General features: G+C 71.1%; 25 protein-coding genes. 1 reads left to right on the top strand and 24 read right to left on the bottom strand.

What is annotated here, in order from left to right:
- Positions 1-23 precede the first annotated feature (23 nt).
- The 14 genes from OHT74_RS30910 to pyrR form a co-directional block, all read right to left on the bottom strand.
- A complete protein-coding gene (locus OHT74_RS30910; protein ID WP_328621973.1) occupies positions 24-2156 on the bottom strand; it encodes a primosomal protein N' in 2133 nt (710 codons plus the stop codon).
- A 93-nt stretch (positions 2157-2249) separates the two neighbouring features.
- A complete protein-coding gene (metK, locus tag OHT74_RS30905) occupies positions 2250-3458 on the bottom strand; it encodes a methionine adenosyltransferase (protein WP_266631096.1) in 1209 nt (402 codons plus the stop codon).
- Between the two features lie 195 nt (positions 3459-3653).
- Positions 3654-4868 carry a bifunctional phosphopantothenoylcysteine decarboxylase/phosphopantothenate--cysteine ligase CoaBC gene (gene coaBC / locus OHT74_RS30900; RefSeq protein WP_328621972.1) on the bottom strand — a complete coding sequence of 405 codons (1215 nt, stop codon included), beginning with the start codon at positions 4866-4868 and terminating at the stop codon, positions 3654-3656.
- A 99-nt stretch (positions 4869-4967) separates the two neighbouring features.
- Complete coding sequence (gene rpoZ / locus OHT74_RS30895; RefSeq protein ID WP_004948662.1) at positions 4968-5240, bottom strand: DNA-directed RNA polymerase subunit omega; 273 nt, start codon at positions 5238-5240, stop codon at positions 4968-4970.
- A 61-nt stretch (positions 5241-5301) separates the two neighbouring features.
- Complete coding sequence (gmk, locus tag OHT74_RS30890) at positions 5302-5865, bottom strand: guanylate kinase (protein ID WP_266631092.1); 564 nt, start codon at positions 5863-5865, stop codon at positions 5302-5304.
- A gap of 61 nt (positions 5866-5926) precedes the next feature.
- Positions 5927-6250 (bottom strand): integration host factor, encoded by a 324-nt coding sequence (locus tag OHT74_RS30885; RefSeq protein WP_008740406.1) that lies wholly within the window; start codon positions 6248-6250, stop codon positions 5927-5929.
- Between the two features lie 312 nt (positions 6251-6562).
- A complete protein-coding gene (gene pyrF / locus OHT74_RS30880) occupies positions 6563-7396 on the bottom strand; it encodes an orotidine-5'-phosphate decarboxylase (protein WP_266673203.1) in 834 nt (277 codons plus the stop codon).
- A 26-nt stretch (positions 7397-7422) separates the two neighbouring features.
- Positions 7423-8532: a quinone-dependent dihydroorotate dehydrogenase gene (locus tag OHT74_RS30875; protein ID WP_328621971.1), complete on the bottom strand. Its 1110-nt coding sequence runs from the start codon at positions 8530-8532 to the stop codon at positions 7423-7425.
- Positions 8533-8615: 83 nt separating this feature from the next.
- On the bottom strand, positions 8616-11924 hold the full coding sequence (gene carB, locus OHT74_RS30870) for a carbamoyl-phosphate synthase large subunit (RefSeq protein WP_328621970.1): 3309 nt from the start codon (positions 11922-11924) through the stop codon (positions 8616-8618).
- Entirely contained in the window at positions 11917-13080 is a 1164-nt protein-coding gene (gene carA / locus OHT74_RS30865) for a glutamine-hydrolyzing carbamoyl-phosphate synthase small subunit (RefSeq protein ID WP_328621969.1), read from the bottom strand. The genes carB and carA overlap by 8 nt, the downstream gene beginning before the upstream one ends.
- Positions 13077-13658: a PH-like domain-containing protein gene (locus OHT74_RS30860; RefSeq protein ID WP_328621968.1), complete on the bottom strand. Its 582-nt coding sequence runs from the start codon at positions 13656-13658 to the stop codon at positions 13077-13079. The genes carA and OHT74_RS30860 overlap by 4 nt, the downstream gene beginning before the upstream one ends.
- Positions 13655-14941 carry a dihydroorotase gene (locus OHT74_RS30855; protein ID WP_328621967.1) on the bottom strand — a complete coding sequence of 429 codons (1287 nt, stop codon included), beginning with the start codon at positions 14939-14941 and terminating at the stop codon, positions 13655-13657. The genes OHT74_RS30860 and OHT74_RS30855 overlap by 4 nt, the downstream gene beginning before the upstream one ends.
- A 2-nt stretch (positions 14942-14943) precedes the next feature.
- Complete coding sequence (locus OHT74_RS30850) at positions 14944-15933, bottom strand: aspartate carbamoyltransferase catalytic subunit (protein ID WP_030294587.1); 990 nt, start codon at positions 15931-15933, stop codon at positions 14944-14946.
- A gap of 107 nt (positions 15934-16040) precedes the next feature.
- Positions 16041-16637 carry a bifunctional pyr operon transcriptional regulator/uracil phosphoribosyltransferase PyrR gene (pyrR, locus tag OHT74_RS30845; RefSeq protein WP_266668907.1) on the bottom strand — a complete coding sequence of 199 codons (597 nt, stop codon included), beginning with the start codon at positions 16635-16637 and terminating at the stop codon, positions 16041-16043.
- Between the two features lie 263 nt (positions 16638-16900).
- Between pyrR and bldD the strand changes: the two genes are divergently transcribed.
- On the top strand, positions 16901-17401 hold the full coding sequence (gene bldD / locus OHT74_RS30840; RefSeq protein WP_007263032.1) for a transcriptional regulator BldD: 501 nt from the start codon (positions 16901-16903) through the stop codon (positions 17399-17401).
- Between the two features lie 197 nt (positions 17402-17598).
- On the opposite strand, the gene nusB is transcribed toward bldD, so the two are convergent.
- From nusB to mltG, 10 genes are all read right to left on the bottom strand, one after another.
- Positions 17599-18030 carry a transcription antitermination factor NusB gene (gene nusB, locus OHT74_RS30835; RefSeq protein WP_054227611.1) on the bottom strand — a complete coding sequence of 144 codons (432 nt, stop codon included), beginning with the start codon at positions 18028-18030 and terminating at the stop codon, positions 17599-17601.
- A 2-nt stretch (positions 18031-18032) separates the two neighbouring features.
- A complete protein-coding gene (efp, locus tag OHT74_RS30830; protein ID WP_266668904.1) occupies positions 18033-18599 on the bottom strand; it encodes an elongation factor P in 567 nt (188 codons plus the stop codon).
- Between the two features lie 59 nt (positions 18600-18658).
- A complete protein-coding gene (locus OHT74_RS30825) occupies positions 18659-19768 on the bottom strand; it encodes an aminopeptidase P family protein (RefSeq protein WP_266668902.1) in 1110 nt (369 codons plus the stop codon).
- 76 nt (positions 19769-19844) lie between these two features.
- The gene (locus tag OHT74_RS30820; protein WP_328621966.1) at positions 19845-20612 is read right to left on the bottom strand and encodes an AAA family ATPase; all 768 of its coding nucleotides are present in this window, start codon (positions 20610-20612) and stop codon (positions 19845-19847) included.
- An 81-nt stretch (positions 20613-20693) separates the two neighbouring features.
- Positions 20694-21128, bottom strand: a complete 435-nt coding sequence (gene aroQ / locus OHT74_RS30815) for a type II 3-dehydroquinate dehydratase (RefSeq protein WP_266668898.1) — start codon at positions 21126-21128, stop codon at positions 20694-20696.
- Entirely contained in the window at positions 21125-22216 is a 1092-nt protein-coding gene (aroB, locus tag OHT74_RS30810) for a 3-dehydroquinate synthase (protein ID WP_328621965.1), read from the bottom strand. The genes aroQ and aroB overlap by 4 nt, the downstream gene beginning before the upstream one ends.
- Positions 22213-22731, bottom strand: a complete 519-nt coding sequence (locus OHT74_RS30805; protein ID WP_266668895.1) for a shikimate kinase — start codon at positions 22729-22731, stop codon at positions 22213-22215. The genes aroB and OHT74_RS30805 overlap by 4 nt, the downstream gene beginning before the upstream one ends.
- On the bottom strand, positions 22728-23912 hold the full coding sequence (gene aroC / locus OHT74_RS30800) for a chorismate synthase (protein ID WP_328621964.1): 1185 nt from the start codon (positions 23910-23912) through the stop codon (positions 22728-22730). The genes OHT74_RS30805 and aroC overlap by 4 nt, the downstream gene beginning before the upstream one ends.
- Before the next feature lie 232 nt (positions 23913-24144).
- Positions 24145-24966 (bottom strand): shikimate dehydrogenase, encoded by an 822-nt coding sequence (locus OHT74_RS30795; protein WP_328621963.1) that lies wholly within the window; start codon positions 24964-24966, stop codon positions 24145-24147.
- Positions 24963-26753, bottom strand: coding sequence for an endolytic transglycosylase MltG (gene mltG / locus OHT74_RS30790; protein WP_328621962.1), 1791 nt, complete (start codon positions 26751-26753; stop codon positions 24963-24965). Before mltG ends, OHT74_RS30795 begins: the two co-directional genes overlap by 4 nt.
- Between the last annotated feature and the right edge of the window lie 73 nt (positions 26754-26826).

The raw sequence follows: 26826 nt of genomic DNA, 5'->3' as shown, positions 1-26826 counted from the left end.
AGGCAGGACTTTGCCGACACCCCCTAGCCGATGTCCGGCGGGTCGATGCGGACCCGGACCGCCTCCGACGCCGGGACTCCGCGCGCCAGCCGGGCCGCCTGGGCCGACTTCAGGGCGGCAGCCAGCGCCGCCCCGCTGCCGGGCGGGACGCGGACCAGGGCCCGCTCCCCCGGCGACGGCTCCCCGCGCCGGCCCGGCACCGGGACCGGGCCCAGCACCTCCGCGTCCGGCGGCAGTCCGGCGCCGGCCAGGAAGGCCTCCACCGCCTCGCCCCGCCCGGCCACGGCCGCCATCCGGGACACCGGCGGGAAGCCGAGCTGGGCCCGCTCCGCGAGCTCCCGTACGGCATGGCCCACCGGATCCCACCGCACGAGGGCCTGGACGGGCCGCAGCGTCGGCTCGGCGACCACGACGACCTGCCCTTCCCCCCGGACCAGCGAGGCGGCCGCGATCCACCGGCGCAGCGCGTCCTCCCCGGCCCGCAGGTCGGGCCGGGTCAGCATCGCCCAGCCGTCCAGCAGCAGCGCCGCCGCGTACCCGGCGCCCGCCGCGACCGGCTCGGCTCCGGGGGTGCACACCACCAGTGCGGGCCGGTCGGGCACCTCGTCCAGGATGTGGTCGCGGCCCGACGTGCGTACGGGCACGGCCGGGAAGGACCGCCCGAGCTCCTCGGCGGTCCGCCGGGCGCCCACCACCTGGGCGCGCAGCCGGAACGATCCGCACTCCTCGCAGTGCCAGGCGGTCTCCTGCCGTCCGCACCAGCCGCAGTGCAGGTCCCGCGCGTCGGGGGCCTCCAGCGGCCCCGCGCACACCGTGCAGCGGGCGGGGGTGCGGCACCGCTCACACGCCAGCCTCGGCGCATAGCCGCGCCGGGGCACCTGGACGAGCACGGGCCCGGACTTCAGCCCCTCCCGTACGGTCTCCCAGGCCAGGCTCGGCAGCCGGGCGGCGCGGGCCGCCTCGTCGCGGGCCAGCAGTTCGTCGCCCACGGTCCGGATCCGGGGCGCGCAGGCCCGTACCGTCTCCCGGTCGGCGACGAGCGGCCGCGCCCAGCCCGTCTCGACCAGCTGGGCGGCCTCCACGGTGCAGCTCGTGCTCCCGGCGAGGAATCCGCAGCCGTCGCCGACGGCGCGCAGCTCCAGCACCTCCCGTACGTGCGGGAACGGCGCGTGGTCGTCGCTGTGGCTGGAGTCGCCGTCGTCCCAGACGGCGACCAGCCCGAGGTCCCGTACGGGCGCGAACATCGCGGCCCGGGTGCCGATGACGGCCCGCACCGCGCCGCGGTGCACGGCGAGCCATTGGCGGTAGCGCTTCTCGGGGCCCGATTCGGCGGTCAGCAGCGCATGCCGCCCCTCGCCGAGCAGCGCGGTCAGTGCGGCGTCGACCCGGGCAGCGGTGCGCCCGTCGGGCAGGACGGCGAGGGCGCCGCGGCCGGAGGCGAGGGTGGCGGCCATGGCCCGGGCCAGCTCGTCGGCCCAGCCGGGGCCGGGCAGGGCGGTCCAGACGGCGCGCGGGGCGCCGCCGGTGGCGAGGGCCCGCAGGAACGCGGGGCCGGAGCCGTACCGGGCCCAGCCGCCCGGTTCGGGCGCGGCGGGCGGGGGCAGTGGCTCGGGTGAGGGCTTGGCCTCGGCGCGCGCGTTGCGCGGGGGCAGGGCGAGCTGGAGCACGTCGGCCAGGCTGCCGGCGTACCGGTCGGCGACGGCCCGGGCCAGGGCCAGCATGCCCGGGGTGAGCACGATCTCGGGCGAGACGACGTGGGCGAGGGCGGCCAGTGCACCGTTGTAGTCGGATTCGGCGCGGCGCTCGACGATGAACCCGTCGATGAGGCCGCCGCCCTCGCGGCGGCCGCCGTGGACCTGGTGGGAGCCGGCCCCGAAGCGGACCCGGACGCGGACTCCGGGCTGCGCCGCCTCGGAGAGCTCTTCGGGGACGGCGTAGTCCCAGAGCTGGTCGAGGTGGAGGACACCCTTGTTGACGAGGATCCGGGCGACCGGCAGCTCCTTGGCGAGGGCGGCGCCCCGCCAGGTGCGCGGCTTGGCCTTGGGGGCCTTGGCCTTCGCCTCGGCGACCATCTCCCGCATCAGCGCGAGCTGCTCCGGCGGGCCGCCGGGATCCTGCTCCCCGCCCCGCTGCCCGGATTCGTTCGTGCTGCTCACACCCGCATTCTTACCAAACCCCACCGACAACGGACGGCCCCGGACCACAGGGGTCCGGGGCCGTCCGTACAGCAGGCGGGTTCTGCCTCGGTCCTACAGGCCGGCAGCCGTGCGCAGCGCGTCGACGCGGTCGGTGCGCTCCCAGGTGAAGTCCGGCAGCTCGCGGCCGAAGTGGCCGTACGCGGCGGTCTGGGCGTAGATCGGGCGCAGCAGGTCCAGGTCGCGGATGATCGCGGCCGGGCGGAGGTCGAAGACCTGGCCGATCGCGTCCTCGATCTTCTGGACCTCGACCTTGGCGGTGCCGAAGGTCTCGACGAAGAGACCCACCGGCTCGGCCTTGCCGATGGCGTACGCGACCTGGACCTCGCAGCGCGAGGCGAGGCCGGCGGCGACCACGTTCTTGGCGACCCAGCGCATCGCGTACGCGGCGGAGCGGTCGACCTTGGACGGGTCCTTGCCGGAGAAGGCGCCGCCGCCGTGGCGGGCCATGCCGCCGTACGTGTCGATGATGATCTTGCGGCCGGTCAGGCCGGCGTCGCCCATCGGGCCGCCGATCTCGAAGCGGCCGGTCGGGTTGACCAGCAGGCGGTAGCCGTCGGTGTCGAGCTTGATGCCGTCCTCGACGAGCTCCTTGAGCACGTGCTCGACGACGAACTCGCGGATGTCCGGGGCGAGCAGCGAGTCGAGGTCGATGTCCGAGGCGTGCTGCGAGGACACGACGACCGTGTCGAGGCGGACGGCCTTGTCGCCGTCGTACTCGATGGTGACCTGGGTCTTGCCGTCGGGGCGCAGGTACGGGATGGTCCCGTTCTTGCGGACCTCGGACAGGCGGCGCGAGAGCCGGTGCGCGATGTGGATCGGGAGCGGCATGAGCTCGGGGGTCTCGTCGCACGCGTAGCCGAACATCAGGCCCTGGTCGCCGGCGCCCTGCTTGTCGAGCTCGTCCTCGTCGCCCTCGACACGCTTCTCGTACGCGGTGTCGACGCCCTGCGCGATGTCCGGGGACTGCGCGCCGATGGAGACCGAGACGCCGCAGGAGGCGCCGTCGAATCCCTTCTTCGACGAGTCGTAGCCGATCTCGAGGATCTTGTCGCGGACGAGCTGCGCGATCGGCGCGTAGGCCTTCGTCGTCACCTCACCGGCGATGTGGACGAGACCGGTGGTGATGAGGGTCTCCACGGCCACACGCGAGGTCGGGTCCTCGGTGAGAAGTGCGTCGAGGATCGTGTCGCTGATCTGGTCAGCGATCTTGTCGGGGTGACCCTCGGTGACGGACTCCGAGGTGAACAGGCGACGGGACACAACGCTCCCTGGGGTTGCAGCGGCTGCTGGCTGATCATTTGGCGGAACCACACCGGGGGCTGCGCCCGATCACGTTCCGAATGCAGTTTATCGGTCGCCACCGTTTGCCGGACCACCTGTCTCGCCCTATGGGAGCCATGTGACCTGCGGCACTCCATTCTGGCTCATGGAATCGGCTACGAGAAGAGCCGTCGCTCAGGCGCGTCGTGGAGCGAGCCGCGGAGCGACCTGGTCCCAAATCACCTCGGCCAGCGCTTCCTTCGGACCATAGGGAACGGGGGCCTCGGCCCCATCGGAGGCAAGGATCACAGCCTCGTTCTCCTCGGAACCGAAGGTCTTGGATGCGCCCACCTCGTTCACGACGAGAAGATCACACCCCTTGCGGATCAGTTTGCTCCGGCCGTTCTCGAGCACATCGTGAGTTTCGGCGGCGAAACCGACCACGACCTGGCCTTCCCGGGCCCGGTCGGCCGAGATCTCCGCGAGGACGTCGGGGTTGCGGACGAGGGCCACGGGGGCCGGATCCTGCCCGTCCTTCTTCTTGATCTTGCCGTCCGCGTACTCGGCCGGCCGGAAGTCGGCCACGGCCGCGGCCATCACCACGGCGTCGGCGTCCGCCGCCGCCTTGAGGACCGCCTCGCGCAGCTGTACGGCCGTCCCGACCCGTACGACGTCCACCCCGGCCGGGTCGGCCAGCGCGGTGTTGGCCGCCACGAGGGTGACCCGGGCCCCGCGGGCGACGGCGGTGCGGGCCAGCGCGTAGCCCTGCTTGCCGGAGGAGCGGTTGCCGAGGAAGCGGACCGGGTCGAGCGGTTCCCTCGTGCCGCCTGCGCTGATCACCACGTGCCGGCCGGCCAGGTCGGGCTCGGCCACGCCGCGCGCCAGGACCCTTCGGCACACCTCGTAGATCTCCTCGGGGTCGGGCAGCCGCCCCTTGCCGGTGTCCTTGCCGGTGAGCCGGCCGACCGCGGGCTCGATGACGAGGGCCCCGCGGCGGCGCAGCGTGGCCACGTTCTCCTGGGTGGCGGGGTGCTCCCACATCTCGGTGTGCATGGCGGGGGCGAAGACCACCGGGCAGCGCGCGGTGAGCAGCGTGTTCGTGAGGAGGTCGTCGGCGATGCCGTGGGCGGCCTTGGCGAGGATGTCCGCGGTGGCCGGGGCGACGACGACGAGGTCGGCACTCTGCCCGATCCGGACGTGCGGGACCTCGTGGACGGTCTCCCAGACCTCGGTCCCGGCCGGGTTGCCGGACAGCGCGGCCCAGGTGGCCTCGCCCACGAAGTTCAGGGATGCCGCCGTGGGCACCACCCGCACGTCGTGTCCGGACTCGGTCAGCCGGCGCAGCAGCTCGCACGCCTTGTACGCGGCGATCCCGCCGCTGACTCCGAGCACGACCTTCGGCTTACCCACCACACACGCCCCTATCGCTGATCGTCGTACGTGTCTATGACACACCACAGGCCCGGCAGATGTTCTGCCGGGCCTGTGGTGAAAGGAATGCTCGGTGCCTTACTGAGCCGGGGCCTCGATGGCCTCGGAGGTCAGCAGACCCGCGTTGATCTCGCGCAGCGCGATCGAAAGCGGCTTCTCGTGGACGTGGGTGTCCACCAGCGGGCCGACGTACTCGAGCAGGCCCTCACCGAGCTGCGAGTAGTACGCGTTGATCTGACGCGCGCGCTTGGCCGCGTAGATCACGAGGCTGTACTTCGAGTCCGTGGCCTCGAGCAGCTCGTCGATCGGCGGGTTGATGATGCCCTCGGGCGCAGTGATGGAAGAGGACACGCTCTACCTTCCGAAGATGGGTGAATGATCAAGCATCAATCGACGGAACATCGATCAACGATCAAACAACTTCCATCAAGGCTAGCAGCTCACGCGCTACGTCCTCGACGGAGGTGTTCACCAGGGTGGTGTCGAACTCGGACTCGGCAGCGAGCTCGACCTTGGCGGTCTCCAGCCTGCGCTGGATGACCTCGGGCGATTCGGTGCCGCGGCCGGTGAGCCGGCGGACCAGCTCGTCCCAGCTCGGCGGCGCCAGGAAGACGAGTTGAGCTTCGGGCATCGACTCGCGGACGAGTCGCGCGCCCTGGAGGTCGATCTCCAGGAGAACGGGCTCGCCGTTCTCGAGTCGCTCCGCCACCGCGCCGCGCGGTGTGCCGTAGCGGTTGCCCGCGAACTCGGCCCACTCCAGCAGCTCGCCGTTGGCGATCAGCTTGTCGAACTCGTCGTCGTTGACGAAAAAGTAATGGACTCCGTGTCGCTCACCGGGCCGCGGCTTGCGGGTGGTGGCCGACACCGAGAGCCATACCTCGGGGTGGACCTTGCGCATATGCGCGACGACCGTGCTCTTGCCGACCCCCGAAGGGCCGGAGAGCACGGTCAGCCGCGGACGAACCTCTGCTGCCATAAAGCGATTATCCAGGTTCTCGGGACTGCCTGAGAACGCCGGGAGAACTTCAGGCAACGCGTCAGCCGGCAGGAGTGCCGAACTCACGCTCCAGAGACGCGATCTGGTTGGAACCGAGACCTCGGACACGCCGGGACTCGGAGATGCCGAGGCGCTCCATGATCTGCTTGGCGCGGACCTTGCCCACGCCAGGCAGGGACTCCAGCAGGGCGGAGACCTTCATCTTGCCGATGACGTCGTTCTCCTGGCCCGTCTTGATGACCTCTTGGAGCGAGGCGCCGGAGTGCTTGAGTCGATTCTTCACCTCGGCCCGCTCCCGGCGAGCCGCGGCGGCCTTTTCGAGCGCGGCTGCGCGCTGTTCAGGGGTAAGGGGCGGAAGAGCCACGCCTACGTCACCTCGGATGTCGAACTGTCGGATACGGACCGGTGGGGAACCCTAGGGCGCCACACCAGGCGAATGCCCGAACAGCGGTGGAACTCGTTCGCTGCTCGTTCACTCTGATCGGAGACTAGCGGCCAAGGCCGCTCCAGTCAGCGAGAACGGACGAAAAGTCCTGGTCAGCCTCCACTGAACCGTACATCACGGACAAAACACCCCGGTTTTGTCCGATGAAAGACGTTCGAATTTCGTCAGACCGTACGACCTGCGGTGCGGCCGGACCGCCCGACGGCACTCCCGAACGGGTTCCGAACGGCCTCAGACGGAGACCGCCTCGCGGATTTCGTCCGCGAACCGGGTGGCCGCGGCGCGCAGGGCCGCGGCGTCCGGACCGTGCTTCAGCACGCCCCGCGACACGTTCGGGACCACGTTGCGGACCGCCGCACCGAAGACCGCCGGCAGATCGGCCGCCGTCGCACCCTGCGCACCGATGCCGGGCGCCAGCAGCGGCCCGTTGATGTCCAGGTCGAAGGACGACAGGTCGCCCAGCGTGGCGCCGACCACGGCTCCGAAGGAGCCCATCGGCACCGCGCCCGCGTTCTCCGCCGCGAGGTGGCCCAGCATCGTCGCGCCGATCGTGCGGCCGTCCTCGCGCACCGCGCGCTGGACCTCCGCTCCCTCCGGGTTCGAGGTGAGCGCGAGGACGAAGAGACCCGCGCCCGAGCGGCGGGCGAGTTCCACCGCGGGCTGCAGCGAGCCGTAGCCCAGGTACGGGGACACCGTCAGGGCGTCGGAGAACAGCGGCGAGGACGGCGACAGGAACGTCTGCGCGTACGCGGCCATCGTCGAGCCGATGTCACCGCGCTTCGCGTCCATCACGACCAGCGTGCCCGCGGCCCGCGCATCGGCCACGGTCTGCTCCAGCACCGCGATGCCCTTCGAGCCGAAGCGCTCGAAGAAGGCCGCCTGCGGCTTGAAGACGGCCACCGAGTCGGCCAGCGCCTCGACGACCGTGCGGGAGAACTTCTCGAGGCCCGCGATGTCGTCGTTCAGGCCCCACGACGACAGGAGGGCCGCGTGCGGGTCGATGCCCACGCACAGCGGGCCGCGGGAGTCCATCGCCGCGCGCAGGCGGGTGCCGAACGGGGTCACGGCGCTCTCGGTCACGGGGGTCTCGGTCACTGGGCGGCCTTTCGGGTTTCGGCGCCGACGGCCTCGGCGAGGGTCGCGTACGGGCTGACGGCCAGGCGCGCGGCCAGGCCCTTGTGGATGGCGCGGGCGTAGAACGGGCCCTCGTAGATGAACGCGCTGTACCCCTGGATCAGGGTCGCGCCGGCCAGGATCCGCTGCCAGGCGTCCTCGGCGTTCTCGATGCCCCCGACGCCCACCAGCACCAGGCGGTCGCCCACACGGGCGTACAGGCGGCGCAGGACCTCCAGGGAGCGCTCCTTGACCGGGGCGCCGGACAGGCCTCCGGTCTCCTTCACGAGGGACGGGGCGGACTTCAGGCCCAGCCCCTCCCGCGCGATGGTGGTGTTCGTCGCGATGATGCCGTCCAGGCCCAGATCCAGGGCCAGGTCCGCGACCGCGTCCACGTCCTCGTCCGCGAGGTCCGGCGCGATCTTCACCAGGAGCGGGACCCGGCGGTCGGTCACCGTGCGGTCCGCGGCCTCCCGTACGGCCGTCAGGAGCGGCCGGAGGGACTCTGTGGCCTGGAGGTTGCGCAGGCCCGGCGTGTTCGGCGAGGAGACGTTCACGACCAGGTAGTCCGCGTGGCGGGCCAGGCGCTCGGTGGAGGCGACGTAGTCCGCCACCGCCTCCTCCTCCGGCACGGCCTTGGTCTTGCCGATGTTGACGCCCACGACCGTGTTGAAAACGGGCACGCGGGCCGCCAGGCGGGCCGCCACGGCCGCGGAGCCCTCGTTGTTGAAGCCCATCCGGTTGATCAGCGCGCGGTCCGGCACGAGCCGGAACAGCCGCTTCTTGGGGTTGCCCGGCTGCCCCTGCGCCGTGACCGTGCCGATCTCGATGTGGTCGAAGCCGAGCATGGACATGCCGTCGATGGCGACGGCGTTCTTGTCGAAGCCCGCCGCGAGGCCGAAGGGGCCGTGCATGCGCAGCCCGAGCGCCTCGGTGCGCAGCTCCTTGTGGCGCGGGGCCAGGGCCGCCGCCACGAAGGTGCGCAGCACCGGGGTGCGGGCCGCGAGCCGGATCCAGCGGAAGGCCAGGTAGTGGGCCTGCTCCGGGTCCATCCGCTTGAAGACGAGGTCGAAGAAGAGTTTGTACATGTCGAGAAGATCCCTTGTGCGCTCATGACGAGGGGGACACCGATGCGCATCGCGCATCCGTGTCCCCCTCCTCGTACGGCTTGCTAGTCGCGGGCCGCGGTCAGGTGCTCCGCGTGCTCCTGGAGCGAGCGGACACCCACGCCGCCGTGGTTGAGCGCGTCGATGCCCTGGACGGCCGCGGCGAGCGCCTGGACCGTGGTCAGGCACGGGACGCTGCGCGCCACGGCCGCCGTGCGGATCTCGTAGCCGTCGAGGCGGCCGCCGGTGCCGTACGGCGTGTTGACGATCAGGTCGACCTGGCCGTCGTGGATCAGCTGGACGATGGTCTTCTCGCCGTTCGGGCCCTCGCCCTCGCTGAGCTTGCGCACCACGGTGGCGTTGATGCCGTTGCGGCGCAGCACCTCGGCGGTACCGGAGGTGGCCATGAGCTCGAAGCCGTGGGCGACCAGCTCGCGGGCCGGGAAGATCATCGAGCGCTTGTCGCGGTTGGCGACGGAGATGAACGCGCGGCCCTTGGTGGGCAGCGGGCCGTAGGCGCCGGCCTGCGACTTGGCGTACGCCGTGCCGAAGACGGAGTCGATGCCCATGACCTCGCCGGTGGAGCGCATCTCCGGGCCGAGGACGGTGTCGACGCCGCGGCCGTGGATGTCGCGGAAGCGCGACCACGGCATGACGGCCTCCTTGACGGAGATCGGCGCGTCGAGCGGCAGGGTGCCGCCGTCGCCGGTCTTCGGCAGCATGCCCTCTTCGCGGAGCTCGGCGATGGTGGTGCCGAGCGAGATGCGGGCGGCGGCCTTCGCGAGCGGGACCGCGGTCGCCTTCGAGGTGAAGGGGACGGTCCGGGAGGCGCGCGGGTTGGCCTCCAGGACGTAGAGGATGTCACCCGCCATCGCGAACTGGATGTTGATCAGACCGCGGACGCCGACGCCCTTGGCGATGGCCTCGGTGGAGGCGCGCAGCCGCTTGATGTCGAAGCCGCCGAGGGTGATCGGGGGCAGGGCGCAGGCGGAGTCGCCGGAGTGGATGCCGGCTTCCTCGATGTGCTCCATGACGCCGCCGAGGTAGAGCTCGGTGCCGTCGTAGAGGGCGTCGACGTCGATCTCGATGGCGTCGTCGAGGAACCGGTCGACCAGCACCGGGCGGGTCGGCGAGATCTCGGTGGACTCCGCGATGTACGACTCGAGGCGGGTCTCGTCGTAGACGATCTCCATGCCGCGGCCGCCGAGCACGTACGAGGGGCGTACGAGGACCGGGTAGCCGATCTCGTCGGCGATGGCCTTCGCACCTGCGAAGGTGGTGGCGGTGCCGTGCTTGGGGGCGGGCAGGCCGGCCTCGGCGAGGACCTGGCCGAAGGCGCCGCGGTCCTCGGCGGCGTGGATGGCCTCGGGCGAGGTGCCGACGACGGGGACGCCGTTGTCCTTGAGCGCCTGGGCGAGACCGAGGGGGGTCTGGCCGCCGAGCTGGACGATGACACCGGCGATGGGGCCGGCGAGCGACTCGGCGTGGACGATCTCCAGCACGTCCTCGAGCGTCAGCGGCTCGAAGTACAGGCGGTCGGAGGTGTCGTAGTCCGTCGAGACGGTCTCCGGGTTGCAGTTGACCATCACGGTCTCGTAGCCGGCGTCGCTGAGCGCGAAGGAGGCGTGGACGCAGGAGTAGTCGAACTCGATGCCCTGGCCGATGCGGTTCGGGCCGGAGCCCAGGATGATCACCGCGGGCTTGGTGCGGGGCGCGACCTCGGACTCCTCGTCGTACGAGGAGTAGAAGTACGGGGTCTTCGCGGCGAACTCGGCGGCGCAGGTGTCGACCGTCTTGTAGACCGGGCGGACGCCGAGGGCGTGGCGGACCTCGCGGACGACGTCCTCGCGCAGGCCGCGGATCTCGGCGATCTGGGCGTCGGAGAAGCCGTGCCGCTTGGCCTCGGCGAGGAGCTCGGGCTCGAGCTTCTCGGCGCCGGCGAGCTCGTCGGCGATCTCCTTGATCAGGAAGAGCTGGTCGACGAACCAGGGGTCGATCTTCGTGGACTCGAAGACCTCTTCCTGGGTGGCGCCGGCGCGGATGGCCTGCATGACGGTGTTGATGCGGCCGTCGGTCGGGCGGACCGCGGTGGCCAGCAGCTCGGCCTTGTCGCCGGGGTCTCCGACGAAGGTGAACTGCGAGCCCTTCTTCTCCAGGGAGCGCAGGGCCTTCTGGAGGGCCTCGGTGAAGTTGCGGCCGATGGCCATGGCCTCGCCCACCGACTTCATGGTGGTGGTGAGGGTGGCGTCGGCCAGCGGGAACTTCTCGAAGGCGAAGCGCGGGGCCTTGACCACGACGTAGTCGAGGGAAGGCTCGAAGGAGGCCGGCGTCTTCTCGGTGATGTCGTTGGGGACCTCGTCGAGCGTGTAGCCGATGGCCAGCTTGGCGGCGATCTTGGCGATCGGGAAGCCGGTGGCCTTCGACGCGAGCGCCGAGGAGCGAGAGACGCGCGGGTTCATCTCGATGACGATGACGCGGCCGTCGGCCGGGTCGATCGCGAACTGGATGTTGCAGCCGCCGGTGTCGACGCCGACCTCGCGGATGATCGCGATGCCGATGTCGCGCAGCCGCTGGTACTCGCGGTCGGTGAGGGTCATCGCCGGGGCGACGGTGATGGAGTCGCCGGTGTGGACGCCCATCGGGTCGAAGTTCTCGATGGAGCAGACGACGACCACGTTGTCCTTGGTGTCGCGCATCAGCTCCAGCTCGTACTCCTTCCAGCCGAGGATGGACTCCTCCAGGAGCACCTCGGTGGTCGGGGAGAGCGTCAGGCCCTGGCCGGCGATGCGGCGCAGCTCGTCCTCGTCGTGGGCGAAGCCGGAGCCGGCGCCGCCCATGGTGAAGGAGGGGCGGACGACGACGGGGTAGCCGCCCAGGGTGTCGACGCCCTTGATGACGTCGTCCATGGAGTGGCAGATGACCGAGCGGGCGGACTCGCCGTAGCCGATCTTGGCCTTGACGGCCTCGACGACGCCCTTGAAGAGGTCGCGGTCCTCGCCCTTGTTGATGGCCTCGACGTTGGCGCCGATGAGCTCGACGCCGTACTTCTCCAGCACACCCTGCTCGTGCATGGAGATCGCGGTGTTCAGCGCGGTCTGGCCGCCGAGGGTCGGGAGCAGCGCGTCGGGGCGCTCCTTCGCGATGATCTTCTCGACGAACTCGGGGGTGATCGGCTCGACGTACGTGGCGTCGGCGATCTCCGGGTCGGTCATGATCGTCGCCGGGTTGGAGTTCACCAGGATGACCCGCAGGCCCTCGGCCTTGAGGATGCGGCAGGCCTGGGTGCCGGAGTAGTCGAACTCGGCGGCCTGTCCGATGACGATCGGGCCGGAGCCGATGACCAGGACGGACTGGATATCGGTGCGCTTAGGCACGCTCGGCCTCCATCAGGGCGGTTTCCATCAAAGACGTGAAGCGGTCGAAGAGGTACGCGGCGTCGTGCGGGCCGGCAGCCGCTTCGGGGTGGTACTGGACGGAGAAGGCCGGCTGGTCGAGCAGCTGGAGGCCTTCGACGACCTGGTCGTTCAGGCAGACGTGGGAGACCTCGGCGCGGCCGTAGGGGGTCTCGGAGACCTTGTCGAGCGGCGCGTCCACGGCGAAGCCGTGGTTGTGCGCGGTGATCTCGACCTTGCCGGTGGTGCGGTCCTGCACCGGCTGGTTGATGCCGCGGTGGCCGTACTTCAGCTTGTACGTGCCGAAGCCGAGCGCGCGGCCCAGGATCTGGTTTCCGAAGCAGATGCCGAAGAGCGGGGTCTTGCGCTCCAGGACGCCCTGCATGACGGCGACGGGGCCGTCGGCGGTGGCCGGGTCGCCCGGGCCGTTGGAGAAGAACACGCCGTCCGGCCGGACCGCGTAGACGTCCTCGACGGTGGCGGTGGCGGGCAGCACGTGGACCTCGATGCCGCGTTCGGCCATCCGGTGCGGGGTCATGCCCTTGATGCCGAGGTCGATGGCGGCGACGGTGAACTTCTTCTCGCCGATGGCGGGGACGACGTACGTCTCCTTGGTGGCGACCTCGGCGGAGAGGTTCGCGCCCTTCATCTGCGGGGCGGCCTGGACCTTCGCCAGCAGGGCCTCGTCGCGGACGTGCGCCCAGGCCTCGCCCGAGAAGATGCCGACGCGCATGGCGCCGCGCTCGCGCAGGTGGCGGGTCAGCGCGCGGGTGTCGATGCCGGAGATACCGACGACGCCCTGCTTGACCAGCTCCTCGTCCAGCGAGCGCTGCGAGCGCCAGTTGGACGGGACGCGGGCGGGGTCGCGTACGACGTACCCGGCGACCCAGATGCGGGAGGACTCGGGGTCCTCGTCGTTGACGCCGGTGTTGCCCACGTGCGGGGCGGTCATCACGACGACCTGCCGGTGGTACGACGGGTCGGTGAGGGTCTCCTGGTAGCCGGTCATGCCGGTGGAGAACACGGCCTCGCCGAAGGTCTCCCCCACAGCGCCGTAGGCGCGGCCGCGGAAAATCCGACCGTCCTCCAGGACGAGTACGGCGGGAGCTTTGGCTGCTCCCCTGGTGGAGGTCGTCATCGTTCGGCGCCTTCCGTCGTGATGGATTGGTTCATGAGATTGAGTGCTTCGACCCAGGCGGCGTGTTCGGCCGCGCGGTCGGAGCGGAATCCGGAGTCGATCAGCTTGTCGCCGTGCGCCCAGGTGACGACGAGGAGACCGCCCTCGGTGAGTACCTTGCCCGCGATTCCCTTGTCGAGGCGGGCGCCGCGCAGCTGCGCGGCCGGTACGAAGAAGTCGGTGGCACCCGGACGGACCACGTCGAGGCCCGCGTCGGTGAGCGTGAGCTCGACCCGGCTGCGGACGCCCAGACCGTGGGCGACGATCCGGTCGAGCCACTGCCCGGCGGTGGTGGACCCGTGGTACCGGCCGGTCAGGGCCAGCCGGTGCTCGGGGAGACCGCCGGGGGCGGCGGGCAGCTCCGGCAGATCGCTCTGCAGGGCGCCGCGCCATTTCCAGCCCTGCCGCATCAGCCAGTACACGAACGCGATGAAGACGAGCAGACCGATCACCCACGCGAAGCGGGCGCCCCAGTCCGTCACCTCCGCCGACCGTCGTTCGGCGGCCTCGGCGGCCAGTTGGATTACTGCAGGTGTCACGCCAGATTCCCGTCCACGACCGTTGCCCGGCCCCGCAGGAAGGTGTGAGTGACGCGACCCGGCAGCTCACGGCCCTCGTAAGGCGTGTTGCGGCTGCGGGAGGCGAAGTGTGCGGGGTCCACGACACCACGGTACGAGGTATCGACCAGCGTCAGGTTCGCGGGTTCACCTGCCGAGACGGGGCGGCCGTGGTTGTCCAGGCCGCCGATCCGCGCCGGGGCGAAGGACATGCGCTCGGCGACGCCCGCCCAGTCGAGCAGTCCGGTCTCCACCATCGTCTGCTGGACGACGGAGAGCGCGGTCTCCAGGCCCACCATGCCCATGGCGGCGGCGGCCCACTCGCAGTCCTTGTCCTCGTGGGGGTGCGGGGCGTGGTCGGTGGCGACGATGTCGATCGTGCCGTCGGCGAGCGCCTCGCGCAGGGCCATCACGTCGCGCTCGGTGCGCAGCGGCGGGTTGACCTTGTAGACCGCGTTGTACGAACGGACCAGCTCGTCGGTGAGGAGGAGGTGGTGCGGGGTGACCTCGGCGGTGACGTCGATGCCGCGGGACTTGGCCCAGCGGACGATCTCGACGGAGCCCGCCGTGGAGAGGTGGCAGATGTGCACGCGGGAGCCGACGTGCTCGGCGAGGAGGACGTCGCGGGCGATGATCGACTCCTCGGCGACGGCCGGCCAGCCGCCCAGACCCAGCTCGGCGGAGACGACGCCCTCGTTCATCTGGGCGCCCTCGGTGAGGCGGGGCTCCTGGGCGTGCTGGGCGACGACGCCGCCGAAGGCCTTCACGTACTCCAGGGCGCGGCGCATGATCACGGCGTCGTCGACGCACTTGCCGTCGTCGGAGAAGACGGTGACGCGGGCCGCGGACTCGTGCATGGCGCCCAGCTCGGAGAGCTGCTTGCCCTCGAGGCCGACGGTGACGGCGCCGATGGGCTGCACGTCGCAGTAGCCGGACTCCTTGCCGAGCCGCCAGACCTGCTCGACGACGCCGGCCGTGTCGGCGACGGGGAAGGTGTTCGCCATGGCGAAGACGGCGGTGAAGCCGCCGGAGGCGGCGGCACGGGTGCCGGTCAGGACGGTCTCGGAGTCCTCGCGGCCGGGCTCGCGCAGGTGGGTGTGCAGGTCGACGAGGCCGGGGAGGAGGACCTGGCCCTCGGCCTCGATGACGGTGGCGCCCTCGGCGGACAGGTTCTGACCGACCGCTGCGATGGTCTCGCCGTCGATCAGGACGTCCTGCGCCTCGCCGCCGAGTACCTTCGCCCCACGAATCAGGATCTTGCTCATGATTACTTGCTCTCCTCGATACGGGGGGTGCTGGTGGTGGTGACGGCGGGCTCGGAGCCTCCGAGCAGCAGGTACAGGACGGCCATCCGGGTGGACACGCCGTTGGCGACCTGCTCGACGGCGGTGCAGCGGTCGGAGTCGGCGACCTCGGCGGTGATCTCCATGCCGCGGTTCATCGGGCCGGGGTGCATGACGATGGCGTGCTCGGGCATCTTGGCCATGCGGTCGCCGTCGAGCCCGTACCGGCGGGAGTACTCGCGCTCGGTCGGGAAGAAGGCGGCGTTCATGCGTTCGCGCTGCACACGCAGCATCATGACCGCGTCGGACTTCGGCAGCACCTCGTCGAGGTTGTACGAGACCTCGCAGGGCCAGCTCTCGACGCCGATCGGGACCAGGGTCGGCGGGGCCACCACGGTGACCTCGGCGCCGAGCGTGTGGAGCAGCTGGACGTTGGAGCGGGCGACCCGGCTGTGCAGGACGTCGCCGACGATGGTGATGCGGCGGCCGTTCAGGTCCTTGCCGAGCCCGGCGTCGCGGCCGACCAGGCGGCGGCGCATGGTGAAGGCGTCCAGCAGGGCCTGGGTGGGGTGCTCGTGGGTGCCGTCGCCGGCGTTGACGACGGCGGAGTCGATCCAGCCGGAGGTCGCGAGCCGGTAGGGGGCGCCGGAGGCGTGGTGGCGGATGACGACCGCGTCCGCGCCCATGGCCTCGAGGGTCAGCGCGGTGTCCTTCAGGGACTCGCCCTTGGAGACCGAGGAGCCCTTGGCGGAGAAGTTGATGACGTCGGCGGAGAGCCGCTTGGCGGCCGCCTCGAAGGAGATCCGGGTGCGGGTCGAGTCCTCGAAGAAGAGGTTGACGACCGTGAGGCCGCGCAGGGTGGGCAGCTTCTTGATCGGCCGGTCCGCGACGCGTGCCATCTCCTCGGCGGTGTCGAGGATGAGGACGGCGTCGTCGCGCGTGAGATCGGCGGCCGAGATGAGGTGGCGCTTCATCAGGGTGCTCCGTAAGTCGGTGAGGTCAGAGCGGCGGACTGGCTGGAGTGCAGGCAGGGCAGGCTCGCGCGCGGGCCCCGGCTTCGGGGCCCCGTCACGCGTACGGGCTACTGCCCGGCTGCCGTGTCGGTCCGCTGGCCGAGCAGCACGGCGTCTCGGCCGTCCTCCTCCTGGAGCTGGACCTTGACGGTCTCCCGCAGCGACGTGGGGAGGTTCTTGCCGACGTAGTCGGCGCGGATCGGCAGCTCGCGGTGGCCGCGGTCGACGAGGACCGCGAGCTGTACGGCGCGGGGGCGGCCGAGGTCGCCCAGTGCGTCGAGGGCGGCTCTGATGGTCCGGCCGGAGAAGAGCACGTCGTCGACGAGGACGACGAGGCGTCCGTCGATGTCGTCGCCGGGGATCTCGGTGCGGCCGATCGCGCGGGCGGGCTTCATCCGCAGGTCGTCGCGGTACATGGTGATGTCGAGGGATCCGACCGGGATCTTCGTGCCGGTGATCTCTTCGAGCTTGGCGGCCAGCCGGCGGGCGAGGTACACACCGCGGGTGGGAATGCCGAGGAGCACCACGTCGTCGGCGCCCTTGGCGCGTTCGACGATCTCGTGGGCGATGCGGGTCAGTACCCGCGCGATGTCCTGTGCCTCGAGCACGGGGCGCATCGCCTCGATGCCCTGGGCATCGACGTTCTGAGCAGTCTGAGCGTCCATGAAAAGGACCTCCTTCTCCGCCTCACGGGACGGACCTTAAAGGACGTCTGATGTACGTCCTCCACGGTACCAGGACCCTGGCGGGGAACCGGCACCGGGCCTGTGTGCGCCCCTCGTACGTGGGCGTCGGAGAGCATTCGGCTTGACGCATGCAAGTAACGCTGCGTAACCTCACAGTGAGTTACCAGCCGCGCGGCGGAGCCGCACGTGGTCCATGTCGTCAGTGTCCATGTCGTCAAAGCGTCACAGCGTCCGGGAGCGTTATGTCCAGCGAATACGCCAAACAGCTCGGGGCCAAGCTCCGCGCCATCCGCACCCAGCAGGGCCTCTCCCTCCATGGTGTCGAGGAGAAGTCCCAGGGCCGGTGGAAGGCCGTGGTGGTCGGATCGTACGAGCGCGGGGACCGCGCCGTGACCGTCCAGCGCCTCGCCGAGCTGGCGGACTTCTACGGGGTGCCGGTGCAGGAGCTCCTGCCGGGCACGACTCCCGGAGGGGCGGCCGAGCCGCCGCCGAAGCTGCGCCTCGACCTGGAGCGCCTCGCGGGCGTGCCCGCCGAGAAGGCCGGGCCGCTGCAGCGGTACGCGGCGACCATCCAGAGCCAGCGCGGGGACTACAACGGCAAGGTGCTGTCGATCCGTCAGGACGACCTGCGCACCCTCGCCGTCATCTACGACCAGTCCCCCTCGGTCCTGACCGAGCAGCTGATCAGCTGGGGCGTGCTCGACGCGGATGCGCGTCGCGCCGTGGCGCACGAGGACATCTAGTCCTCGCGCCCAGGACCAGCAGAAACGTTACCGGCGTGGGCCGGGAGCCGGCCGTGGCTCCCGGCCCACGCCGGTTTCGCGTCTCCGGGCACAGCAGCGGAAGCGGAACCGCAGCAGGAGCACGAACAGAAGCAGAAACGGAGGGCCCGCGGCGCATGTACGCTGCGGGCCCTCCGTTCTCGCCTGACCGCCGGGAGCTACTCGCCCCGGCGCAGGCTCGGCTTCAGGTCCTTGAAGCGGGCCAGCAGCCCGTTCACGAACGAGGGGGACTCGTCCGTCGAGAATTCCTTGGCCAGCTGGACGGCCTCGTCGATGGCCACGGCGTCCGGGGTGTCGTCCACCCAGATCAGCTCGTAGGCACCGAGCCGCAGGATGTTCCGGTCCGCGACCGGCATGCGGTCGAGCTCCCAGTCCACGGCGTAGGTGATGATCAGGTCGTCGATGCGATTCACCTTGTCGGCGTAACCCTCGACGAGATCCATCGTGAAGGCGCTGACGGGCGGTTGCCGGTCGTCCGACCGCGCGTGGCGGATCCAGTCCGCGAGGACCTCGCGCACGGGCACCCCGCGCTGGTCGGCCTCGAACAGGATCTGGAAGGCGCGCTTGCGCGCGTTGCTGCGGGCAGCCACGGTTAGCTGCTCACCCGGCCGAGGTAGTCGCTGGTGCGGGTGTCGACCTTGACCTTCTCGCCCGTGGTGACGAAGAGCGGGACCTGGATCTCGTAGCCGGTCTCCAGGCGCGCCGGCTTGGTGCCACCGGTGGAGCGGTCGCCCTGGACGCCCGGGTCGGTGTGCTCGATGACGAGCTCGACGGCGGCCGGGAGCTCGACGTAGAGCACCTCGCCCTCGTGCTGGGCGACCGAGGCGGTGAAGCCCTCGATGAGGAAGTTGGCGGCGTCGCCGACGGCCTTGCGGTCGACCATCAGCTGGTCGTAGGTCTGCATGTCCATGAAGACGAAGTAGTCGCCGTCCATGTACGAGAACTGCATGTCGCGGCGGTCGATGGTGGCCGTCTCGACCTTCGTGCCGGCGTTGAACGTCTTGTCGACGACCTTGCCGGAGAGCACGTGCTTGAGCTTGGTGCGCACGAAGGCCGGGCCCTTGCCGGGCTTGACGTGCTGGAACTCGACGACGGACCAGAGCTGGCCGCCGTCGAGCTTGAGCACCATGCCGTTCTTGAGGTCGTTCGTGGAAGCCACGGTTGCGGAATCTCCTGCACTGGAAGACCACGGGTGCGCGCACAGCCCGCCGCAGCGGGCTAGAGCGCGAGCAGCTCCTTGGTCGTAATGGTGAGTAGCTCGGGACCGCCGTCCGCCTCGGGGCGTACGACGAGCGTGTCATCGATCCGGACACCTCCCCGGCCCGGGAGGTGAACCCCCGGTTCGACGGTGACCGGCACGCAAGCGTCCAGTTTACCCATTGCCGTAGGTGCAAGCTGCGGGTCCTCGTCGATTTCGAGGCCGACGCCGTGTCCGGTCCACGGAGCGATCGATTCACCATGTCCTGCGGAGTCCAGTACGGACCGCGCGGCACGGTCGACCTCGCGGTACGCGGCGCCGGGCACGAGGGCCTCGCGTCCGGCCCGCTGGGCCGCGAAAACAAGATCGTAGAGCTCGATCTGCCAGTCGGCAGGGCTGGTGCCGATCACGAACGTCCGGCCGATCTCGCAGCGGTAGCCGCGGTAGTTGGCCCCGAGGCAGACGGAGAGGAAGTCGCCCTCCTCGACGCGGCGGTCGGACGGCCGGTGCCGGGAACTGCCCGAGTTCGGCCCGGTGCCGACGGAGGTCGGGAAGGCCGGTCCGTCGGCTCCGTGGTCGACGAGGCGGCGCTCCAGCTCCAGGGCGAGGTGGCGTTCGGTGCGGCCCACCAGGATCGACTCCAGCAGTTCGCCGAGCGCCTGGTCGGCGATCTCGGCGGCGATCCGCAGGCAGGCGATCTCCTCCTCGTCCTTGACGAGGCGCTGCTGCTCCACGGAGGTCCCGAGGTCGGCGAGCCGCAGCTTGGGCGCGACGGAGCGCAGGGCGCGGTGCCGGGCGACGGTGAGGTGGTGCTCCTCGACGGCCAGCGATTCGGCGCGCAGGGAGCCGGCCATGTCGCCGGCGGCGACGGCGGCGTCGCTGCCGGGGGCGGACAGCACGGAGAGTCTGAGCTGATCGTCGAGGCGGCCCTCGTCGGCTTCGCCGCTGGGCGGACCGACGGTGAACAGCATGTCCTCACCGCCCGGCCCGACGAGCAGGACGGCGCCCGGCGGGGACGCCCCGGCGAGGTAGCGGACGTTCGCCGGACGCGTGATCAGCGCGGCGGCGTTCCCCGCGGCGGCGCAGCGGTCGCGAAGCAGGCCCCGGCGGGCCGCGTACACGTCTGACATGTCTTCGAGCGTACGAGCGCCCCGCGCATCCGGCCTGGTGAGCACGCCCGTACGGGGCCCGGCCGCGCGGGGACGGTCAGAAGGCGGGTGCCGCGATGGCCCGGGCCAGGGCTTCGTCCAGGGCCCGGGACGTGCCTTCCACGTCGAGGTCCGAGTTGTCGATGATCGGCAGACCGGAGCCGTACCAGCCGGCCATCCGGCCGTGGATGCGGGCGACTTCCTCGTCGGAGAGGCGCCGGTTCCCCGAGCGGGCGGCATTGCGCTCGAGGACGATCTCCAGGCCGGGGAGGAGGACGACGGGCAGCAGGGCGGGGCCGACGTGACGCTTCCAGCCGCCCAGGCCGACCACGGGCCGGTCCGGGAAGACGGCGTCGTCGAGGATGCAGGAGATCCCGTTGGCCAGGAAGTTGCGGGCGGCGAAGCCGCAGGTGCGGCGGGCCAGCCGGTACTGGGCCTCGGAGTGGTCGTTCCAGCCGGCCTGCGGGTCCGCGAAGCCCGCGCACACCCATTCCCGGACGTCGTCCAGGCTCACGTGCGCGGTCGGCACCGGCCGGGTGCTGGCCCAGTGCCGGGCCACCGTGGTCTTCCCCGCGCCCGCCGGGCCGATCAGCAGCACGGCCAGCGTGGCGCCGCCGGTGCGGGGCACCGCGGGCGGCAGCGGAATGTGCCCCGTCGTGGCCTCGGGGCCGGACGGCGGTGGCGGCGGCACGTGCGGCGGCGGTGCCTGCGGCGGCGCAGGCACCGGCCAGCCCTGCGCAGGGGGTATCGGCGGCTGCGGGGGCGCCGTCGGCTGATGTCCCGGCTGCCCCCAGCCCGCCCCGCCGCCCCCCACTCCTTGCTGCATCCGCTGCCACTCCGTCTCGTTTCCACCGACTGATGCGAGAACGTTATATGACCGCAGGGGCGAAGCCGCCCACCAGCACCGTCAGACTTCGTCCGCCAGTGCGCGCAGCGCCAGCCGGTACGAGCCGATGCCGAAGCCCGCCACCGTTCCGGTCGCCACCGAGGCGATGACCGACGTGTGCCGGAACTCCTCGCGGGCGTACGGGTTCGAGATGTGCACCTCGATCAGCGGCGCGGTGCGCTGCGCGGCCGCGTCCCGCATGGCGTACGAGTAGTGCGTGAACGCACCCGGGTTGATCACGACCGGGATCTTGCCGTCCGCCGCCTCGTGCAGCCAGCGTACGATCGCGCCCTCGTCGTTGGTCTCGCGGACCTCGACGTCGAAGCCGAGCTCCTCGCCCAGCACGCGGCAGCTCTCCACGAGCCCGGCGTACGAGGTGGCCCCGTACACGTCGGGCTCGCGCGACCCGAGCCGGCCCAGGTTGGGGCCGTTCAGCACGAGCACCTTGCGGCTCACGCCGACACCTCGCCGTACGCGGCGATCAGGTGCGCCGGGTCGGGGCCCTCGAGAACGGTGGGCTTGGCCAGTCCGTCGAGGACGATGAAGCGCAGCAGGTTGCCGCGGGACTTCTTGTCGACCTGCATGGTCTGGAGCAGCTGGGGCCACTGGTCGCCCCGGTAGGTCAGCGGCAGGCCGACGGCGGCGAGGATCTCCCGGTGCCGGTCGGCCGTCGCGTCGTCGAGCCGGCCGGCGAGCCGCCCGAGTTCGGCGGCGAAGACCATGCCGACCGACACGGCAGCGCCGTGCCGCCACTTGTAGCGCTCGTTCTTCTCGATGGCGTGCGCGAGCGTGTGCCCGTAATTGAGCATCTCGCGCAGCCCGGCCTCCTTGAGGTCGCTGGAGACCACGTCCGCCTTGACCTGGATGGAGCGCGTGATCAGCTCCGCGGTGTGCGGGCCGTCGGGCGTGCGGGCCGCCGCCGGGTCCGCCTCGATCAGGTCGAGGATCACCGGGTCGGAGATGAAACCGGCCTTGATGATCTCTGCGAGGCCGCTGACGTAGTCGTTGACCGCCAGCGAGTCCAGTGCCGCCAGGTCGCACAGCACCCCGGCCGGCGGGTGGAACGAGCCCACCAGGTTCTTGCCCTCGGCGGTGTTGATGCCGGTCTTGCCGCCGACGGCCGCGTCCACCATCGCGAGGACGGTGGTCGGTACGGCGATCCAGCGCACCCCGCGCAGCCAGGTGGCCGCGACGAAGCCCGCGAGGTCCGTGGTGGCTCCGCCGCCGACGCCGACGATCACGTCGGTGCGGGTGAACCCGGACTGGCCGAGCGCCTTCCAGCAGTACGCGGCGACCTCGGCCGTCTTGGCCTCCTCGGCGTTCGGCACCTGGATGGCGACCGCCTCGTAGCCCTGCCCGGCCAGGTCGTCGCGCAGTGCCTCACCGGTCGAGGCCAGCGCCTCGGGGTGGATCACGGCGACCCGCTGGGCCTTCGTACCGATCAGTGCGCCGAGCTCGCCGAGCAGCTGCCGGCCGACCAGCACGTCGTACGCGTCGTGTCCGGCTACTGCGCCGACCTGGATGCGCGTCACCTGGTCTGTCATACGTCCTTCAACTCCAGAGCGTCGAGGACCGCCTGGGCGACCTCTTCGGGGGTGCGGTCGTCGGTGGCCACCACGACGCGCGCGACTTCGGTGTACAGGGGGCGACGGGCCTCCATCTGCTCGCGCCACTGGCGGCGCGGGTTGACGGCGAGCAGCGGGCGCGCGGCGCCCAGGCCGACGCGCCGGACGGCTTCCTCGACGTCCATGGAGAGGTAGGCGACGGGCAGCCCGGCCAGCAGCTCCCGGGTGCCCGCGTCGAGGACGGCGCCGCCGCCGAGGGCGAGGATTCCGGTGTGCTGGGCGAGGCCGGCGGCGACCGCCTGCCGCTCCAGCTCACGGAAGTACGGCTCGCCCTCGTCGACGAAGATGTCCGAGATCTCGCGGCCCTGGGCCGCGACGATGTCGGCGTCGGTGTCCCGGTAGGGGACGCCGAGCCGTTCGGCGAGCAGCGCCCCCACCGTGGACTTGCCGGACCCCATGGGGCCGACGAGGACGACCAGTGGTCCGCCCGTCACCGGATCTGCAGGTTGTCGAGGTACGACTGAACGTTGCGGCGGGTCTCGGGGACGGAGTCCCCACCGAACTTCTCCACGACGGCGTCGGCCAGCACCAGGGCGACCATGGCCTCCGCGACGATGCCCGCGGCGGGCACGGCACACACGTCGGAGCGCTGGTGGTGGGCCACCGCTGCTTCGCCGGTCGCCACGTCCACGGTCGCGAGGGCCTTCGGCACGGTCGCGATCGGCTTCATCGCGGCCCGTACGCGCAGCAGCTCGCCGGTGGTCAGTCCGCCCTCGGTGCCGCCGGAGCGGCCGGAGGTGCGCCTGAGGCCCTCGGGGGTGGAGACGATCTCGTCGTGGGCCTGCGAGCCCGGTACGCGGGCCAGGTCGAAGCCGTCGCCGACCTCGACGCCCTTGATGGCCTGGATGCCCATCAGCGCGGCCGCGAGGCGGGCGTCCAGGCGGCGGTCCCAGTGCACGTGCGAGCCGAGGCCGACGGGCACCCCGTACGCGAGGACCTCGACGACGCCGCCGAGGGTGTCGCCGTCCTTGTGGGCCTGGTCGATCTCCGCGACCATCGCCTTCGACGCGTCGGCGTCGAGGCAGCGCACCGGGTCGGCGTCGAGCTTGTCGACGTCGGCGGGGGTCGGGTAGACGCCGTAGGGGGCCTTGGCCGCGGCCAGCTCCACCACGTGCGAGATGATCTCGATGCCCGCGGTCTCCTTGATGAAGGACCGGGCGATGGCACCGAGGGCGACACGGGCGGCGGTCTCGCGGGCGCTGGCGCGCTCCAGGATCGGGCGGGCCTCTGCGAAGCCGTACTTCTGCATGCCCGCGAGGTCGGCGTGACCGGGGCGGGGGCGGGTCAGCGCCGCATTGCGGCCGGTCTCCTTGAGCAGCGAGGGGTCGACCGGGTCGGCCGACATCACGGTCTCCCACTTCGGCCACTCGGTGTTGCCGATCATGACGGCGATCGGGGACCCCTGCGACAGCCCGTGGCGGACGCCGCCGAGGAAGGTGATCTCGTCCTGCTCGAACTTCATCCGGGCGCCGCGGCCGTAGCCGAGCCGGCGCCGGGCCAGGTGTTCGGCCACCAGCTCGGTGGTGACCGGGACGCCGGCGGGAAGCCCCTCCAGCGTCGCCACCAGCGCCGGACCGTGCGACTCCCCGGCGGTCAGCCAACGCAACCTGCTCAACGATGCTCCTCATGCTCGCGCCTGGTACTGCGGCGGCGCGGCCGGGTGCGCGGCCCGGACCCGCCATACCCGATCCTCCCACGTCCGGGCCGGTGCACCGCCCTCCGGTCCAGCTGGCGGACGCCGGTGCACCCTCCCCACCCTGGCGGGTCGGGTTTCACGCGAGCAAGATCAGTGTGCGCAGTGCATCAGGTGTGCCGGCCGGGCCTGGCCATGATCCGCCGGACACCCCCTAGTGGCGGGCGCGCAGGGCGGCCTCGCCGGCGGCCCGTATGGCGGCCAGCGGCGCGGTGTGGCGGCCGGTCATCTGCTCGACCTGGAGCACCGCCTGATGGACGAGGAGGTCCAAGCCGCCGAGGAGGCGGCCGCCGCGCTGCGACCAGGCCGCCGCGAGGGCGGTCGGCCACGGGTCGTACAGGACGTCGAACAGGGTGCCCGGGCCGGCCGGTACGGCGGCTGCCAGCCAGTCCGTGGCGCTGGCCGGGGTGGTCGCGATGACCAGCGGCGCGCCGAGCCCGTCGGCGGCGTCCGCCCAGTCGGCCGTGCGGACGGCCACGCCGAGGCGCTCGCCCCACTCCTGCATCTCGTCGGCGCGGGCCCGGGAGCGCACGTACACCGTGACCTCGCCGGAGCAGATCCGGGCGAGGGCGGCCAGTGCCGAGGAAGCGGTGGCGCCGGCGCCGAGGATGGTGGCGTTCTCCACCTTGTCCACGCCGCGCTCGTGGAGCGCGGAGACGATGCCGGGGATGTCGGTGTTGTCGCCGAGGCGCCGCCCGTCCTTGGTCAGGACGACCGTGTTGACCGCCTCGACCGAGGCGGCGGTGTCGCTGATGCCGTCGAGCAGCGGGATGACGGCGCGCTTGAGCGGCATCGTCAGGGACAGCCCGGCCCACTCGGGGCCGAGGCCGGCGACGAACTGCGGGAGCGCGGCCTCGTCTATCTCGAAGCGGTCGTAGGACCAGTCGTCGAGGCCGAGCTCCTGGTACGCGGCGCGGTGCAGCACCGGTGAGAGGGAGTGCTCGATCGGTGAACCGAGCACGGCTGCGCGTATCACTGCCCTGCCTTCTTCCGTTCCTCTTCGTACTTCTGGCGGTTCTGGTTGTGCTCCGCGTTCGTCACGGCGAAGAGCGTCTCGTTCTCGTTCACCGACACGAAGTAGTACCAGGGTCCGGTGGCCGGGTTGATCGCCGACTTGAGCGCGTCCGGGCCCGGGTTGCCGATCGGGCCGGCGGGCAGGCCCTTGATCTTGTAGGTGTTGTACGGGTCGTCGAGCTTGCGCAGGTCGCTGACGGCACCGACGTCCAGGGTGCTCTGGCCCTTGATGTAGTTGACCGTGGAGTCGAAGTCGAGCAGACCGTACGTCTCGGTGTTGCCCGGCTTGAGACGGTTGTAGACCACCCGGGAGATCTTGTCGAAGTCGTGCTGGTACTTGCCCTCGGCCTGGACGAGGCTCGCGACGGTGACGAGCTGCAGCGGGTTCGCGAGGCCCAGCTTGGAGGCCTGCCCCTGGAGGTCCGCGCTCGCGTAGGCCTCGTTGGACTTGGCCACCATCTGCTTGAGCAGCGACTGGGGGCTCGCGTCCTTGCTGAGGTCGTAGCGGGCCGGGTAGAGGAAGCCCTCCAGCGGGTCCTTGATGTCCTTGCTGTTGTTGGCCCACTCGGGCAGACCGAGGTTCTTCGCCTCCTTGAAGGCAACGTCCTTGGTCGTGCCCTCCTTGAGCTTGAGCTTCTCGTCGATGGCCTTGTAGACCTGGATGTTCTTCCAGCCCGGGATGACGTCCAGGGCGTTGACCCCGGCGCCGTTCACCATGAGGTCCACGGCGGCCTTGCCCGACATGTGCTCCTTCATCACGTAGGAGCCTGCCTGGATCGCACCGCCCTTGGGGTTGGCCTTGGCGGCGGCGACGAAGGCGTCCGCGCTCTTCACGACGCCGTGCGACTTGAGGATGCGGCCCATCTCACCGACGCCGGTGCCCTTGGGGATGTCGATGGCGACGGAGCCCTCGCCCTCACCGGTGTAGTCCTCGCCGGTGCTGAACTTGGACTTGATGTAGTCGTAGCCGTAGTAGCCGCCACCGCCGATGACGCCCACGATCACGACGGCTGCGATCAGGCAGGCCGCGCCGTTGCGGCGCTTGGGCTTGCCCTTCGGGCGGCCGCGGCGTCCGCCGGCGTCCGGCTCGTCGGAATCGTCGTCGCCTCCGCCGCCGCCGGGCAGGATCGAGGCCTCCTCGGCCTCTTCGTCGGCGTACTCCGCCTCCGGCTCTTGCTCCTGCTCCGTGACCAGGTGGCGCCGGCCCGGGGGCTGCGGCGGCGGGTAGGCCTCGGGGGTGCCGTAGAGGTCGGGGGCCTCGCCCGGGTAGCCGCCGACGGGCTGCTGGACGTACGGGTCCGCGCCGAGGTACGGGTCGGCCTGCGGGACAGCGGTGTACTGGCCCTGGCCGGTGTCCCAGCCCTGGCCGTCGTAGACCGGCTGCTGCTGCGGCTGCGGGTGCAGCAGCTGTTGCTGCTGCTGGTGAGCCTGGTGGGGCTGCTGTGGGGCATAGCCCTGCTGCTGCTCCGGGTACTGCCCCTGCTGCCCGTACTGCTGCTGGTACTGGAGGTCCTGCTGGTACTGGAGGTCCTGCTGGTACTGGTCCTGCGGGTACTGCTGATACTGCGGGTTCTGCTGGTACTGCTGCGGGTCCTGCTGGTACTGCGGCTCCTGCGGATGCTGCTGCGGGCCACCGGCATAGGGCATCCGAGCCTGCTGGGCCTCGTGCCCGGTCCACCCCTGGTCCCCGTACAGGGGGTCCTCCGGGTGCCACGGTTCGGGGCCACGGCCCCGGCCATACTCAGTCATCGATCCCCTAGAGCCGCGAGACGGAGGCAACGGCTACATCCGCCGCGGCACCCGGTTCCGCCTCTGAAGTGGT

This window comes from Streptomyces sp. NBC_00354 (assembly GCF_036106915.1).
Lineage (GTDB): Bacteria > Actinomycetota > Actinomycetes > Streptomycetales > Streptomycetaceae > Streptomyces.
This window is presented reverse-complemented; position numbering and strand designations above follow the sequence as displayed.